Here is a 13,477-nt window from a genome sequence, read left to right as displayed (position 1 = left end):
TATTAGTTTTTAATGTCTTGAAACAACTACTGGGGCTGTATTCTATAGAATATTCAAAAGGGAAATGCAAAAACATGCACTTATTGCATGTCATCTAAAAAAAGTTTTTTCCAACTATTTTTTTCAAATGCCATTATTGTTGAACGCAGGGCTCATGGCATTGAATGCTGGTGCCGGAGCGGCAACCAACTGAATGGCCCGGGCGGGCTCTTTTTCCTGAAAAGGGATATGAAAAGTAAAATGAAGACAGTCATCCGTTCTCTCCACTTCCAGGTTCTCATCATACAGCTTTTTTAAGCGCATCTGCGTATTGCGCAGCCCCACTCCCCTGGTCTGGAACATTTGTCGCAGGTCTTTTCCCTGCACTAACCCGGTATTGCTCACCCGGATCATCAGTTTCCTGGCCTGACGGATAAGCGATAATACGATCACCCCTCCTTCCACCGAAGGTTCGATGCCGTGTTTCAGCGCATTTTCCACCAGCGGCTGAAACAGCATACTGGGAACCTGCACATTATCCAAGCCCTCTTCCATATGGATCACCACCCGGAGGCGATCGCCAAAACGATGCTGCTCCAGGGAAAGATAAGTCCTGATAAACTCCACTTCCTGCTTCAGCGAAACCCTGTCTTCCTGCGAAGCCATCATAGCATACCGGAATATATCGGCCAGCCGCGCGATGAGCTCCCGCGTAAACTCCTGCTGCGCAGGAACAGAACCACTGATACTGTTGAGGGTGTTGAATAAAAAATGAGGTTGGATCTGCGCTTTGAGACCGGCGATCTCTGTTTCGTATTCTATCCTGCGTAATTCTTTTTCGCGCGTACTCTGCTCTTCCTTCTGACGGAAGTAGTGGTACAGATGCAGGAAACTGAATGCCTGGATATAGAAAAGTACATTATGCCAGAGATTGGAGAATACCTGCACACCAGTCATCACCGGATAATGGATCAGCGTATTGTAAACGGCATAGGCCAGCACCCATATTGTATAGAAGATAATAACAGTGATCAGGTGCAGCACCACTCTTTTCTGCCAGCTGGCAAAGGGAAAGATCTTGAAGTGAAGCCACCAGCCCGGCACACAGGACACAGTAATGATCATCGCATCCACGGCAATATCCTTCACCTGCATGGCAGTGAAGCCAGTATTGATCAGCTGCGGCATGCCATAGATCATGTCAGTAACCAGGATGGTCAGAAACAACACAACGGGCTCAAGCCAGTTGGCACCTGCAGGCAAACGGTCGTGTTTTTTCATTGCTATACTCATGTCGGCGTTCCTCGTCAATACAAATGTAAATGATGCCGGTTCCGGATGCTAATCTGCTGCCTGCCATCGGCACTTTTCCGACATAGGTCAGATTTTTTATAACTTACCGTATTATCAATCCTGCAAATCAATGAATCCATTTGAACATGTGCTGCAATGGCTGAACGTACGGAATATCCGGCTGAACCAGCAACAACTCAACCTGATCCGCGACCATACGATCATTCGTACCGCCAAACCCAAAGAAACGCTGATGGGGCAGGACCAGGTGGTGGAAAAATTCTATTTCCTGAACAGCGGCATTATCAGGCTCTACAGAATTCATAACGGAGATGATCATACGCTCGGATTGGTAAATTCGCATGAATTCCTGGCTGCGCCCCAACTGGTGCTCTCCAGGGAAGTATCTACATGCGGCATAGAAACCCTCACCGACGTGGACCTGCTTGAATGGGATGGGGACGCATTCCTGAAAATAAAACAACTGATACCCGAAGTATATACCATTGAACTGGCAGTGATGGCAAGATTACTGAACTGGGTACAGCAGAACCAGATAGAGATGATCTGCTTCCCCGCAGAAAAGCGCTACCAGCTGATGCTCGAGCGGCAACCGGAAGTAGTGCTGAACATTCCACTCAAATACATCGCCTCCTATCTGGGTATACATACAGATAGCCTGAGCAGGATCAGGAAGGGTGCATCTGCGGAGACCAGTCGTTCGCGTCCCCGCGAGTAACTAATATTCCGTTGCCTCCGGCGACACGGTGTTCGCCAGAGGCGAACAAATAGTACTCCCTCGCCAGAGGGGAACGAGTGCTACCCGATTATCTGGCATACCTTCAAAAAAAGAGACGACCCTTACGGGCCGCCTCTCACACTAAAAACATTACGATCTGCAGAATAACTATATTGTTGCCAGAACCGTGTTCTGATCCTTGCTTTCCAGTAACGATGACCCCATCAGGAACTCATCCACTTTACGGGCCGCTTCGCGGCCTTCGCTGATTGCCCATACCACCAGGCTCTGCCCTCTTCTCACATCACCGGCTGCAAAGATCTTCTGAATGCTGGACTGATATTCTTTCTCGTCTGCTTTCACATTCCCACGATTATCAAGTTCAACACCTAACTGCTGCAACAGCCCTTCATGCTCGGGATGCACAAATCCCATCGCCAGCAATGCCAGCTCACAGGGAATTTCTCTTTCACTTCCTGCTATCTCCACAAACTGTGCAGGCCTGCCATCTTCCATCAGCTTCCATTCCAGGTCAACCACGGTGAGTGATTTCAGTTTTCCGTTCGCATCACCATTGAAAGATTTTGTGGCGATGGCCCACTGGCGCTGCACCCCTTCTTCATGTGAAGTGGAAACTTTCAGCGTCATGGGATAACTGGGCCAGGGCATATAAGCTGTGCGCTTTTCAGGAGGTAAAGGCAACAACTCAAACTGGTAGACGCTTTTTGCACCCTGGCGGTTGGAAGTCCCTACACAGTCGCTGCCCGTATCACCACCACCGATCACCACTACATTCTTGCCGGTAGCCAGTATGTCTTTGCTGAAAATATTGCTTTCGATATTTGCCCTGGCCAGCGGGTCTTTGCCGGCATTACGCTTGTTCTGTTGTTTGAGGAACTGCATGGCAAAATGAACACCATCCAGCGAGCGGCCGGGCACTTCCAGGTCGCGTGGTTTGGTAGAACCACATGCCAGCACAATCGCCTGGTATTCGCGAAGCAGGTCATTGATGCCTATGTTCACACCGATGTTTTCGTTACACCTGAAAGTGATGCCTTCTTCTTCCAGCAGTTTGATGCGGCGGTCGATCACAGATTTCTCCAGTTTGAAATCAGGGATGCCATATCGCAGCAGTCCACCAGGTGCATCATCACGCTCAAATACCGTTACAGTATGACCGGCATAATTGAGCTGCGCGGCCGCCGCCATACCGGCAGGGCCTGAGCCTATCACGGCAATTTTCTTTCCGGTGCGCACATTCGGTTTCCGGGGTTTCACAAAACCCTTGTCGAATGCGATTTCGATAATATGCTTTTCAATTTCCTCGATAGCTACCGGAGGCTGGTTGATACCCAGCACGCAGGCAGACTCACAGGGAGCCGGACAGATACGGCCGGTGAACTCGGGGAAATTATTGGTAGATGTAAGGATCTCGTATGCTTCGAGCCAGTTCTTGCGATACACGGCGTCGTTGAACTCCGGGATCACATTGCCCAGCGGGCATCCGCTGTGACAGAAAGGAACGCCGCAGTTCATACAGCGCGCTGATTGCTGGTTGAGTGCCTGCTCGGAATAGCGCTCAACAAATTCACCATAATTCTTCAAACGCTGCTCCACAGCTGTTTTGCCGGGAAGTGCGCGGGTGAACTCCAAAAATCCTGTAGGCTTTGCCATATCTTAATTCGTTGACGGGATGAGTAGTGATTGTTTAGGATCAGGAAGGTTTTGCATTGGTAACCTTCGCTTTCAGCTGCAATGCTTTCTTGTAATCGGCAGGGAATACTTTCACAAAATGCTGAGCCTGGTTCTCGATATCATCCAGCACAAATTTTGCTACAGTACTGCCCGTATAAGCATAGTGCCTGGTGATCACATCCTGCAGGAATTTGATATCATCCTGATCAAGCGGATCCAGATCCACCATCTCGCGGTTCACACGGCCAGGGAATTGCCCCTTCACATCATACACATAAGCAATACCTCCACTCATACCTGCTGCAAAGTTCCTACCTGTTTCTCCCAGGATCACCACGCGGCCACCGGTCATATATTCACAACCGTGATCGCCTGTTCCTTCCACTACCACTTCTGCACCCGAGTTACGCACGCAGAAACGCTCACCTGCCTTACCCCGGATATACGCTTCTCCGGCAGTAGCGCCGTAAAAAGCAGTATTACCGATCACGATATTCTCTTCGGGAATATAAGTGGACTGACGGTGCGGATACACAATCAGTTTGGCGCCGCTGAGGCCCTTACCGAAATAGTCATTCGCATCACCTTCCAGCTCCAGTGTAACTCCTTTGGTATTGAAGGCGCCGAAGCTCTGCCCGGCCGTACCGGTGAAATTGAAGTGAATGGTATCTTCCGGCAATCCTTCCGACTTGTACACTTTGGTGATCTCGTTGGAAAGAAGTGTTCCGATAGTACGGTCGATATTCCTTACCGGGAAAGAAGCGGTTACCCGTTCACGTGAGTCGATAGCAGGTTTGGCTGCTTCCAGCAACTGCCAGTCGAGGATCTCTGCCATTCCATGATCCTGGTCCTCCATATGATACAACCCGGTGAACGGAGAGGCGGGCTCTTTGTAAAGGATCGGAGAAAGATCCAGCTTACTGTATTTCCAGTGTTCGATATCATCACGCACTTCCAGGTTATCTACCTGTCCCACCATTTCATTGATGGTTTTGTAACCCAGCTCTGCCATGATCTCGCGCAGGTCCTGCACCAGGAATTTAAAGAAGTTCACCACATGATCTGCATCACCGGTGAAGCGCTTACGTAGCTCAGGGTCCTGTGTGGCAACACCTACGGGACAGGTATTCAAATGGCATTTGCGCATCATGATACAACCTTCCACTACCAGCGCGGCGGTGGCAACACCCCACTCTTCTGCTCCCAGCAAGGTTGCGATGGCAATATCACGGCCGGTCTTCATCTGGCCATCCGCCTGCAGCACTACCCTGCTGCGCAGTTTATTTTTTACCAGTGTCTGGTGAGACTCGGCGAGACCGAGCTCCCATGGCAGACCTGCATGTTTGATGGAACTGAGTGGCGAAGCGCCTGTACCGCCATCATTGCCTGATACCAGGATCACATCGGCTTTCGCTTTGGCAACACCAGCGGCGATAGTGCCTACCCCTGCCTTACTTACCAGCTTCACGTTGATGCGCGCAGCACGGTTGGCGTTTTTAAGGTCGAAGATGAGCTGAGCGAGATCCTCGATTGAGTAGATATCGTGGTGTGGCGGCGGAGAGATCAGACCAACACCTGGTGTGGAGTGACGGGTCTTACCGATCCAGTCATCCACTTTGTGTCCGGGCAATTGACCACCTTCTCCCGGCTTGGCGCCCTGCGCCATCTTGATCTGCAGTTCATCTGCTTCGGTCAGGTATAAACTGGTTACACCAAAGCGCGCAGAGGCCACCTGCTTGATAGCACTTCTCATACTATCGCCATTCGCCATTTTGTTGTACCTGCTTTCATCTTCTCCACCTTCGCCGGTATTGCTTTTACCACCGAGACGGTTCATGGCAATCGCCAGTGTGGTATGTGCTTCCCAGGAAATGGAGCCGAAAGACATGGCGCCTGTTGCAAAACGGCGATAGATATTTTCAGCCGGTTCCACCTCGTCGATGGAGATAGCCGGGCGTGTTCTCCTGAACCTGAACAGGCCACGCAGTGTGGCTGCTTTCTCAGCCTGCTCGTTCACCAGTTTAGTATACTTCTTGAAAGTATTGTATTCGTTCATCCTGGTGGAATACTGCAGCAGGTGGATGGTCTGTGGGTTGAACAGATGGAATTCACCTTTGCGTTTCCACTGGTAGAGCCCGCCCACCATCAAACGGTCAACAGGCACATTCTTTTTACTGAAGGAGAAGAGGTGCTTGGAGAGCGCTTCTCTTGCGATCTCATCCAGACCCATGCCTTCGATACGGCTGGTTGCTCCGGTGAAATATTTATCCACCACTTCATGGTTGATACCGATGATCTCGAAGATCTGCGCACCCTGGTACGACTGTAAAGTGGAGATTCCCATTTTGGAGAAGACCTTCAGCAGGCCATCGTTTACGGCCTTGATATAATTCTTCTTGAGTTGTTCTGCATCCAGATTGGTCTGCAACTTGTCCGTGAGCTTCATGTCGCGGATAGAACTGAGCGCCAGGTACGGGTTGATGGCAGTTGCACCGAAACCTAAGAGACAGGCGAAATGATGCACTTCCCAGACATCGCCTGCTTCCACCACAATACCAACCTGACCACGAAGTCCTTTACGGATCAGGTGGTGGTGAACTGCGGCTGTGGCTAACAGTGAGGGAATGGGCGCGTGATCGGAATCGATGGCGCGGTCCTGCAGCACCAGTACTTCAAACCCGTCCTCCACAGCATCCACCGCATAGCGGCAGATACGGTCCAGTGCGGCTTTCAGCCTGCCTGGTTTTCCGTCTGCCCGGAAATAACACTGCAGTGTTTTAGCCTGGAAGATACCGGTATCGATACTGCGGATCTTTTCGAGTTCATGATTGGTGAGTACCGGATGCTTCAGCGCAACGGTATGGCAGCTCAGCGGATCTTCCTGCAGGAGGTTGCCGTTATTACCTACGAAAGTGGCAAGGCTCATGACCATTCTCTCGCGGATCGGATCGATCGGAGGGTTGGTCACCTGCGCAAAGAGTTGTTTGAAATAGCTGCTGAGATGTTGAGGCTGATCGCTGAGAACAGCCAGCGGAACATCCGTGCCCATGGAACCGATCGGCTCCTTGCCATCGATGGCCATAGGCGCTACGATGGTTTCCAGGTCTTCCGTTGAATAGCCGAAAGCCTTCTGGTATTTGAACACCTGATCATGTTCCAGATGCGTGAACATCACGCGTGGTTCAGGCAGTTCGTTCAAACGGATCTTGTATTTGTTGAGCCATTCAGCATATGGCTTCTGTGAAGTGATCTGCGATTTCAGTTCATCATCGCTGATGATACGCCCCTGCTCCATATCCACCACGAACATCTTGCCGGGCTGCAGCCTTCCCTTCTCTTTCACGAGTGTGGGATGCACGGGCAGTGCGCCGGTTTCAGACGCCATGATCACACGGTCATCCGTAGTAACGCAATAGCGGGAAGGACGGAGACCGTTCCTGTCGAGCGTGGCGCCGATGATCTTACCATCGGTGAAAGAGATGGAAGCAGGACCATCCCAGGGCTCCATCATGGCTGCATGGAATTCGTAGAAGGCCTTCTTCACCGGGTCCATATCCTCATTGCCATCCCATGCTTCGGGGATGAGCATCATCATCACATGTGGCAGTGAGCGCCCGGAGAGCGTGAGCAGTTCGATCATATTGTCGAGACAGGCGGAATCCGACTGTCCTTCTGTTACGATAGGCAGCAGCATTTCCATTTCTTCACGGGTGAAGAGATTGGAAGTAAAACCTTTCTCCGATGTTTTCAGCCAGTTGAGGTTACCCTGCAGCGTATTGATCTCACCGTTATGAGCGATATAACGGAAAGGCTGCGCCAGTTTCCAGCTGGGGAATGTGTTGGTGGCAAAGCGGGAGTGCACCAGTCCGAATGCGCTCACCACTCTTTTGTTGCTGAGGTCAGGGAAATAATTCCTTACCTGGTTACTGGTAAGCTGGCCTTTGTATACAACAGTTTTATAAGAGAGGGAAGCGATGTAGAAACCGATAGCATCGCGCTTTACGGTATTATTGATCACGTGGCTGGCGTAATTGCGCAGTACGAACAATTTGCGTTCAAACTCTTCAGGGTTGGTGATATGGTCAGGGCAGGCGATGAACACATGCTCCATTTCAGGTTCCACGCTGAGTGCGGTAGCACCGATACCATCGGGGTTTACAGGCACTTTCCGGTAAGCGATCACTTCCAGTCCCAGCTTTTCCACGGAACGGTTGAAGATATCACGGCATTCTTCCCGCAGACGGATCTCACGGGGGAAGAAGATCACCCCAACGCCGTACCTGCCGAAAGCAGGAAGGGGAACGCCGAGGCGGATACATTCATCGAAGAAAAACTCGTGGGGTGTCTGGATCATGATACCTGCACCATCGCCGGTATTGCTTTCGCAGCCGCAGGCGCCACGATGCTCCATGTTTTCGAGGACTGTGAGGGCATCGGAGATGTGCTGGTGGGATTTGTGACCTTTGATATTGGCTACGAAACCGATACCACAGGCGTCTCGCTCAAAGGAAGGATGATATAAACCCTGGTTACTTGACATCGTTGACAATTAGTTTTGAAATTTATCTAATAATAAACGCACTTTATAAGACGAATCTTAAAAAGTGGACAAGCAACCAGCTGAAATTACAACAAAAAGATAATAATACCGTTGATTTATTCAATTAATTTTTCTTACTAACGTTAGTATGGAAATGGACAATTACAGTACATCCGGGATATCAAAACTGTGTAGTATGGTAAGGTCATTACCGGTATCTTCATTTAGCAGGATGAGGAAAATCTCGGCATTATCCCAGGGGTAGGCGCTGATATTTCCGGACCAGTCCTCAAATATTTTTGAATCGATGATGAATCCGTTGCCATCGAAACATTCCCCGTTTGCACATTCAAAGGATTTAGCTCCCAGCGGTGTTTTGGAATTGGGGCCGGTGCGTTTGTAGGCAGCCCTTTCAAAATGTACATAGTCCCATTTGGGATCGCGCCTCAGGAATTCAAAATAAGGATCAGAGCAATCCATGGGAACAGTCAGCTGAAAGCTCCTGGTGGCGTCTGAAAGCACCACGTATGGCTTCCATTCTTTCTTCAGTTCATTTAGGGGCGCTTTTACGGCAACGCCGGTCTGTACCAGCCGCAGATCCTTCTTCACCCTGAATTGCCGCCAGATCACTTTGTTATCGTTCTTAAGCTTCATGTCAATCACAAAGGAGGCACTGTATTGTCCTTCGGCCATTCCATCGATATCGATCCTCAGCAGATGATTGCCTTTGGTGAATCTTTTCAGATACTGCAGGCCGTTGCCTTCTCTTTGCAGCACTACATATCCTGAATCCACCCGGGCCAGTTCAATGGTGGATGCATCAAAATGCACCTGCAGTTCTCCCTGAACAGGGGCTGTTGGGTATTCCGGTGCAGGTTCAGGTGCAGGTTCCTCTTTACCGTTGTTCTTACTGCAGGATGCAGACAGTATTCCCACTACTGCTGCAAGCAGTGGCAGTACTTTGAAATTTTTAAGCATTACGATTTGATTTGTGTATTGACAATAAAAATGCAGCTGTGCGTGAGTGCACAGAACTGACAGGTATCCGGACAGTGAATAATGTAGTTTCAGGAGCGGGGTGGCGCTGCTGAATTGAAGAAAAAGTTAGCCGGGGTTTGCAATACAGGCAAGTGAGGGGGAATGCAATCCGGTGAAGCGGAAAAACGGGATACCGGCCGGGGTGTGGGCCGGTGTATACACTTGTTATTCTCCCAGCCAGGCTTTGAAAGCAGGTACTCTCTCGCGGCTGATGATGATGGGATCGGGATGAAGCGGTTTCACTTCCACTCTCAGCTTACCATGTGTGCTCACAAGCACTTTTTCAATGGCATCATGGCTGATGATGAACTGACGGCTGACCCTGAAAAATCTTTCCGGGGAGATGAGCTTCTCGATCTCTGTGATGGTGTAATCCAGGATATGATCCTTATTGTCCGACATCTTTACGAAAGTGAGTTTTTCGCGGAGGTAGAAATAACGGATCTCGTTCACAGGAAGGGAGATCAGCTGATGTCCTTTCTTTACGAGGAACCTGGATTTATAATCGGGAGAAACCTTCTCAGGAAAATATTCCTGGAAGAATTGTTTCCAGGCAGTTTCTGAGTCGGGTACCGCCTGGGTGAGATGTTGCATCGCTGCGTGCATTGCGTTCATGACTATTAGGTTTGTTGGTGATTCATTGATCTGACAACAAAAATGCATCGTTCGTTACCATTCATCACTACCATTTGGCCAAAACCACATGAATATGCGATCCAAACTGCGTTATTCGCCCATCCAAACACTAAAATCAGCATGCTGAAAAAAAAGAAGGTGGTAGAAACCACCTTCGAGTCACATGAGAAAAATTCTATACCGCAACTAAGGTTAATGATCCAGGGATGAGTTGCGTCAGAAGTAGCATAAGGGAAATCCCCGGAGAAATATTTCGAAATACATTAGATTAATATACGATACAGGAAGAAGGTTCAACTAAAACAGGAGAAGGTGTGGGTTTATTACGAGATGCAAAAGAACTCAAAATTTATTGCCGGAAATAGTTAAAATGTGCGAAATGACAGATTATCCATATTAACAGAGCAAAAAGCACTCTGACGGGTTTTAAAAATAGGCAGTTCCGGAGAACCGGAACTGCGAGTCACATGAGAAAATTCGAATGCAGCAACCAATACACCGGGTGGTTGCGAATTATTATTTTCCCGGAATGCTTTCTCTGGCAACCATTGTTTTTGATGTATGCAACGGCTGCTGATGCAAAATGTCGAGCAACATCTCGTAGATGTCCGCTGAACGGTGATTGTATCTGAATTCAGTTTCTTTAACGTGCAGGTAGAGGGTGCCACCATTGAGGCCGCGGAATTTCACTAGCCTTGATTTGAGCATGCCCCAGAAAATATCGATATCATCCTGTACATTCTTTATGCCATTGCCATGCCCGTTAATTCCGTTGAGGCGATGCAACCTGATGCTGTTGAAATCGGCAATTCCCTTGTACAGGTGTAGTGAATATTTCTCAACCAGATCCGATCCTGCATCAACCCGTCCCTTGATCCAGTCGTTCAGCCAGTCACCATCCACTTCCGGTAATTTGTCCGTGTAGATATGATCCTCCTTTTTATAGATGCCATAGAAAGGCTTCCTGGAGCCGTTCTCGGCATTATCCAAACCAAGTGCTGTACTGTCAACTGGAATAAAAGCATGTGTGCCTTTTGATACACGCAGGGGATTTCGCTCTTCGCAGAAGCGGGCTATATGTGTGCGGATAAGCTTGAAATAAGCATTCACCGTGATACGGCTGATGCCTGTAACGCTTGCGATCTGTGTGGCTGTCAGATCATCGCAGAATAATTTAATAAGTTCCCTGACCTTCCTTTCGGAAAGGTGGGCACCTTTCAGGTATTTGTTCTTCATGGCGGCGCGAGGTGGTTAAGTACGATACTTTACGTAAATAAGGTACTTTTTATGCGATTCGCATTGTTAAAATTTTACGAGCGGCCAATGAGTGGGATGTATGACGTAGAAAGATAATATACTTATCTAGTCTATATCAACTTATTGGGTAGTATGGAACTAACGGAGTAAAGGATCAGCTACTGAGCAACTGATTTACCAGGTGTGCAACCTTATCAGGGTTGGGAAGCATCGCCTGCTCCAGCACCATGTTCATGGGTACTGCGGGCAGGTTGAGTGCGCCCAGCACTTCAACAGGTGCATCAAGCCATTGGAAACAGTTGCGTGAGATCCTGCCTGCCAGTGCTTCCGCAAAGGAATTATTCTGTTGCTCCTCTGTAAGCACCAGGCATTTTCCGTGTTTCTTTACTGTTTCATACACCAGCTCTTCATCCAGCGGGAAGAGGGTACGGAGATCGATGATCTCCACCTGTCCGGGGAATCTTTTTGCTGCTGCTTTAGCCCAGTAAACGCCCATACCATAAGTTATGATACAGCAGGAACTTCCTTCGTTCACTCTTGCTGCATCAGCCGCTGCTACAATCATGCCTTTTCCGAAAGGCAGAACATAATCACGGGAAGGCTCATGCGCTTTTGCATCTTCGGTGCCCGGAACCTTGCTCCAGTACAATCCTTTGTGCTCAAGCATTACTACGGGATTGGGATCGAGGAAAGCCGATTTCATCAGGCCTTTCATATCGGCTGCATTGGAAGGATAGGCTATTTTGATGCCTTTGATGGAAAGAAGCGTGGTTTCGATACTACCGCTGTGATAAGGGCCACCACCACCATAGGCTCCGATGGGGATGCGGATCACGGTCTGTATGGGGAATTTGCCACAGCTAAGATATGCTGATTTTGAGATCTCAGTAACAAGCTGGTTGAGGCCGGGGTATATATAATCTGCAAACTGCACTTCCACGATGGGCTTGAGGCCCACTGCGCTCATGCCTACAGTAGACCCGATGATATAGGCTTCCTGGATGGCCGTATTGAAGACACGATGATCGCCGAACTGTTCGGCCAGCGTGGCTGCTTCGCGGAACACGCCTCCCAGCCTTCTGCCTACGTCCTGGCCGTATAGAATGGCCTCCGGGAAATCCTCCATCAGTTCACGGATGGCAAAAAGCGCTGCATCCACCATCATGATCTTGTCGCCACTGCCATTGCCATTCCTGCTGCCCTTTTCTTCCGTAACCGGCGTGGGGGCAAATACATGTTGTGTTACGGTTGCCGGATCAGGATCAGGTGCCTGTACGGCCATTGCAAACTGGTTATCTACAAACTGAACGGTTTCTGTTTCCATCAGCTGAAGGTCTGCTTCTGCAATGCCTGATTCCAGGAGCCGCTGGCGAAGTTTCGGACCGGGATCGTCTACCAGGTGTTTGTTCCAGTCTTCCTGCGTACGGTAGAATTCTTTTCTCACACCACTGGTATGATGCCCCAGCAGCGGCACTTTTGCCTGCACCAGGTATGGTCCGCGGTGTTGCCGCACATACTGGATGATGCGGCGCATATTGTTGTAGCTTTCTTCAAAGTCACTACCGTTGATGCGTACGCGCCCCATACCCGGGAAGCCGCCCGCATAATCGTAAGCATCCATTGCCCGTGCTTCTTCGGAACTAACGGAGATGCCCCAGTTATTATCCTGTACCAGGTATATGATGGGCAGTTTTTTGAGAACGGCAAACTGAAAGGCTTCGCTCACCTCTCCTTCCGTAACGCTGGCATCACCGAGTGAACATACCACCACGGGCATTTCGCCGGCAGGGCCGAGTGGCAGGGAAGCTGCATGGATCTGTTCCAGGAACTGCACACCCTGCGCCAGGCCGGTGGTTGGAATGGCCTGCATGCCGGTGGCGCTGCTCTGGTGAATGATGGTTGGTTTATCGTTGCCCCTGTAGTTGGGGTGACTGTAATATTCACGGCCTCCTGTGAAGATATCCTCACCTTTTGCCAGTAACTGCAGCATCAGCTGGTAGGGCGTAAAGCCCAGGCCCAGGAGGATGCTCTCATCACGGTAATACGGGCTCACATAGTCGCAGGGCAGCAACTGAAAAGCGGTAGCCAGCTGAATGGCTTCATGGCCGCGTGAGGTGGAATGCACGTATTTACAAACCTGTCTGTTGGATTCATATTTCTCAGCCATCGCCTTTGCTGTGCACATCAGGCGATAGGCTTTCATCATAGTATCTGTACTGGTCATAACGTCTTATGCGGTATATCGGGCAAAAGTAATAAAAACAATAACGATTGTTAGTTTTATATTGGTTAAGCATAAA

At 49.5% G+C, this 13,477-nt stretch carries 8 protein-coding genes; 1 reads left to right on the top strand and 7 read right to left on the bottom strand.

Features of this window, described 5'->3' with window-relative positions; genetic code table 11:
* Positions 1-123: 123 nt before the first annotated feature.
* Positions 124-1,260, bottom strand: coding sequence for a sensor histidine kinase (locus tag ACTHMC_RS26580; protein WP_440417964.1), 1,137 nt, complete (start codon positions 1,258-1,260; stop codon positions 124-126).
* 142 nt (positions 1,261-1,402) lie between these two features.
* Here ACTHMC_RS26580 and ACTHMC_RS26575 point away from each other — a divergent pair, with 142 nt between their 5' ends.
* Positions 1,403-2,011, top strand: a complete 609-nt coding sequence (locus ACTHMC_RS26575; RefSeq protein WP_440417962.1) for a Crp/Fnr family transcriptional regulator — start codon at positions 1,403-1,405, stop codon at positions 2,009-2,011.
* 168 nt (positions 2,012-2,179) lie between these two features.
* Here ACTHMC_RS26575 and ACTHMC_RS26570 read toward each other — a convergent pair whose 3' ends face one another.
* The 6 genes from ACTHMC_RS26570 to ACTHMC_RS26545 form a co-directional block, all read right to left on the bottom strand.
* Positions 2,180-3,685 carry a glutamate synthase subunit beta gene (locus ACTHMC_RS26570; protein WP_440417961.1) on the bottom strand — a complete coding sequence of 502 codons (1,506 nt, stop codon included), beginning with the start codon at positions 3,683-3,685 and terminating at the stop codon, positions 2,180-2,182.
* A gap of 40 nt (positions 3,686-3,725) precedes the next feature.
* Entirely contained in the window at positions 3,726-8,246 is a 4,521-nt protein-coding gene (gene gltB / locus ACTHMC_RS26565; RefSeq protein ID WP_440417960.1) for a glutamate synthase large subunit, read from the bottom strand.
* A gap of 162 nt (positions 8,247-8,408) precedes the next feature.
* The gene (locus ACTHMC_RS26560) at positions 8,409-9,224 is read right to left on the bottom strand and encodes a hypothetical protein (protein WP_440417958.1); all 816 of its coding nucleotides are present in this window, start codon (positions 9,222-9,224) and stop codon (positions 8,409-8,411) included.
* A 225-nt stretch (positions 9,225-9,449) separates the two neighbouring features.
* Positions 9,450-9,899, bottom strand: a complete 450-nt coding sequence (locus ACTHMC_RS26555; RefSeq protein WP_440417956.1) for a LytR/AlgR family response regulator transcription factor — start codon at positions 9,897-9,899, stop codon at positions 9,450-9,452.
* Positions 9,900-10,436: 537 nt separating this feature from the next.
* Positions 10,437-11,156 (bottom strand): hypothetical protein, encoded by a 720-nt coding sequence (locus ACTHMC_RS26550; RefSeq protein WP_440417954.1) that lies wholly within the window; start codon positions 11,154-11,156, stop codon positions 10,437-10,439.
* Positions 11,157-11,331: 175 nt separating this feature from the next.
* Positions 11,332-13,401 (bottom strand): alpha-ketoacid dehydrogenase subunit alpha/beta, encoded by a 2,070-nt coding sequence (locus ACTHMC_RS26545; RefSeq protein ID WP_440417952.1) that lies wholly within the window; start codon positions 13,399-13,401, stop codon positions 11,332-11,334.
* Positions 13,402-13,477: the final 76 nt, after the last annotated feature.

This window comes from Pseudobacter sp. (genome assembly GCF_051955275.1).
Classification (GTDB): domain Bacteria; phylum Bacteroidota; class Bacteroidia; order Chitinophagales; family Chitinophagaceae; genus Pseudobacter.
This window is presented reverse-complemented; position numbering and strand designations above follow the sequence as displayed.

Excerpts from the sequence above, each read along its gene's own strand:
- ACTHMC_RS26580 (WP_440417964.1), bottom strand. The coding sequence starts at position 1,260 with ATGAAAAAACACGACCGTTTGCCTGCAGGTGCCAACTGGCTTGAGCCC.
- ACTHMC_RS26575 (WP_440417962.1), top strand. The coding sequence starts at position 1,403 with ATGAATCCATTTGAACATGTGCTGCAATGGCTGAACGTACGGAATATC.
- ACTHMC_RS26570 (WP_440417961.1), bottom strand. The coding sequence starts at position 3,685 with ATGGCAAAGCCTACAGGATTTTTGGAGTTCACCCGCGCACTTCCCGGC.
- gltB (WP_440417960.1), bottom strand. The coding sequence starts at position 8,246 with ATGTCAAGTAACCAGGGTTTATATCATCCTTCCTTTGAGCGAGACGCC.
- ACTHMC_RS26560 (WP_440417958.1), bottom strand. The coding sequence starts at position 9,224 with ATGCTTAAAAATTTCAAAGTACTGCCACTGCTTGCAGCAGTAGTGGGA.
- ACTHMC_RS26555 (WP_440417956.1), bottom strand. The coding sequence starts at position 9,899 with ATGAACGCAATGCACGCAGCGATGCAACATCTCACCCAGGCGGTACCC.
- ACTHMC_RS26550 (WP_440417954.1), bottom strand. The coding sequence starts at position 11,156 with ATGAAGAACAAATACCTGAAAGGTGCCCACCTTTCCGAAAGGAAGGTC.
- ACTHMC_RS26545 (WP_440417952.1), bottom strand. The coding sequence starts at position 13,401 with ATGACCAGTACAGATACTATGATGAAAGCCTATCGCCTGATGTGCACA.